A 1,231-nucleotide genomic window follows, 5' to 3' on the forward strand; every position below is an offset into this window, starting at 1 on the left:
CGTCTCCTTATCTTGCGGCGAGCGATGGGACGTCGATCCATCGGCGTTCTGCCCAGCTCTTCTGCGCCAGCTCGGCCAGCTGCACGCCCTTGGCGCCCTCGCGCAGGCTGTACCGCCACGGCGCGTCCTCCGCCACATGGCGCAGGAACTCCTCCCATTGCGCCTTGAAGCCGTTGTCGAACGCCTGCGTGTCCGGCACCTCGTCCCAGGTGTCGAGGAAGTTGATCGGCTGCGGCTGGTCCGGGTTCCACACCGGCTTCGGCGTGTTGACCCGATGCTGCGTGAAGCAGCGCATCAGCCCGCAGACGGCTGACCCATGCGTGCCGTCCACCTGGAACGTGACCAGATCGTCGCGGCGCACCCGAACCGCCCAGGACGAGTTGATATGGGCGATGACACCGCCTTCGAGCTCGAACGTCGCATAGGCCGCATCGTCGGCATCCGCCGCATAGGCCTTGCCGCTCTCGTCGACCCGGCCTGGAATATGCGTCGCACCCAGGCAGCTGACCGAGCGGACCTCGCCGAACAGATTGTCGAGCACATAGCGCCAGTGCGGCAGCATATCGAGGATCATGCCGCCGCCGTCCTTTTTGCGGTAGTTCCACGACGGACGCTGCGCCTTCACGCCCCAGTCACCTTCGAACACCCAGTAGCCGAACTCGCCGCGCACCGACAGGATCTTGCCGAAGAAGCCGCTGTCGCGCAGCAGGGCGATCTTGCGCAGGCCCGGCAGGAACAGCTTGTCCTGCACCACGCCGTTCTTGACGCCGCGCCGCTCGGCGGAGGCGGCAACCGACAGCGCCTCCTCCAGCGTCTCGGAGATCGGCTTCTCGCAATAGACATGCTTGCCCGCGGCAATCGCCCGCTCCAGAAGCTCGACGCGCATCTGCGTCGAGCCGGCGTCGAAGAAGATCGTGTTGGCGGGATCGGCAAGCGCCGCATCCAGATCGGTCGTCGTCTTCGACAGGCCGTGCCTGCGGGCGATCGCCTCGATCTTCTCGGCATTGCGGCCCACAAGCACCGGCTCGGGCATCAGCCGGTCGCCGTTCGACAAAACAACGCCGCCCGCATCGCGGATCGCCAGGATCGAGCGCACGAGATGCTGGTTATATCCCATGCGGCCGGTGATGCCGTGCATGATGATGCCGATCGGCCTTGTCGCCATGAGTTCTTCCTCCCGTAAATAACTATATAGTTACATAACTGACATGGCTGAGCAACGCTGTCAACG

The 1,231-nt window shown here is 64.7% G+C and carries 1 protein-coding gene; it reads right to left on the reverse strand.

What is annotated here, in order from left to right:
- Positions 1-7: 7 nt before the first annotated feature.
- Complete coding sequence (locus GR212_RS36540) at positions 8-1,165, reverse strand: Gfo/Idh/MocA family protein (protein ID WP_163995011.1); 1,158 nt, start codon at positions 1,163-1,165, stop codon at positions 8-10.
- Between the last annotated feature and the right edge of the window lie 66 nt (positions 1,166-1,231).

This window comes from Martinezella lusitana, from assembly GCF_010668395.1.
Taxonomy (GTDB): Bacteria; Pseudomonadota; Alphaproteobacteria; order Rhizobiales; family Rhizobiaceae; genus Rhizobium; species Rhizobium lusitanum_A.

Bases quoted from the DNA above. Each gene is read 5' to 3' on its own strand.
- GR212_RS36540 (WP_163995011.1), bottom strand. From the start codon at position 1,165: ATGGCGACAAGGCCGATCGGCATCATCATGCACGGCATCACCGGCCGC.